This is a genomic window from Kitasatospora sp. NPDC059747, from assembly GCF_042732955.1.
In the GTDB taxonomy this organism is placed as follows: Bacteria; Actinomycetota; Actinomycetes; order Streptomycetales; family Streptomycetaceae; genus Kitasatospora.
The window spans coordinates 1-1,104 of sequence record NZ_JBHWGV010000290.1 but is presented as its reverse complement, the minus strand read 5'-3'; the positions used below and the strand labels follow the sequence as shown (position 1 = coordinate 1,104).

Annotated in this window: 1 pseudogene; it reads left to right on the top strand. The window is 67.8% G+C overall.

The features are described from left to right. Positions 1-236 precede the first annotated feature (236 nt). A pseudogene (locus tag ACFV4G_RS43550) lies at positions 237-1,075 on the top strand (IS5 family transposase). Positions 1,076-1,104: the final 29 nt, after the last annotated feature.

The following is a 1,104-nucleotide window of genomic DNA, read 5'->3' as shown; positions in this document are numbered from 1 at the left end:
CTAACTGGGCGTTTCGCCCTCAGACGCATCGCTTGATGCCGGTTCGCGGCGCGCTCCGCCGAGTCGAGTGTGGTGGCCAGCGGGCCCATGGTGATGGAAGTGGCGCCTGCATACAAAGAGCCGGTGGATTTACGCGGTTCCTCCTGTCTGATCCCAGGAAGCCGGGCTGGAGCACCGTTGTCCCCTGAGTTCCGCGGCCTATGGGCGCAAGCGGGATTCCGCAGTATGCCGTCGTTATGACGGATCGTCGACCGTACCCGAGCGACCTGTCCGACGCCCGATGGGCCCTGGTCGAGCCCACGCTGACCGCCTGGCGACAGGCCCGGACCGCACGCGCCCTCGCCTTCGGCCGCCCGCCCGAGCACGAGCTGCGCGACCTGCTCGACGCGATCCTCTACGTCGACCGTACCGGCATCCCCTGGCGCTACCTCCCACACGACTACCCGCCCTGGGAAACCGTCTACGCCTACTTCACCCATTGGCAGAGGGACGGCGCATTCGCCCAGCTCAACGGCCTGCTGCGGCGCCTCGTCCGCACAGCCGAGGGCCGTGACCCCGAGCCCACGGCCTGCATCATCGACTCCCAGAGCATCAAGACCTCCACCAACGTCCCCGCCTCCAGCCAGGGCGTCGACGCAGGGAAGAAAATCACCGGACGCAAGCGCAGCATCATCACCGACACGATCGGCCTGCTCCTCGCGGTGCTGGTCACCGCCGCAAGCGTCCAGGACGGCACCGCCGGCCGACAGCTGCTGACCCAGATCGCCTCCGACCACCCCACCCTGCGCAAAGCCTGGGCCGATATGGGCTACAAGAACGCCGTCGTCGAGCACGGCGCCGCCCTCGGAATCGATGTCGAGATCGTCCGCCGCGACCCCGCCACCAGGGGATTCGTCGTCCAGCCCCGCCGCTGGGTCGTCGAACGCACTCTGAGCTGGCTCATGAACCACCGCCGCCTGGCACGCGACTACGAAGCCTCTCCGCCCGCTCGGAAGCCATGATCCACGTCGCGATGATCGGCCTCATGACCCGCCGACTCACCGGCGAAAGCACCCCCACCTGGCGAGGAACATGAGCCACCGGGTCAGGGATGAAACGCCCAGT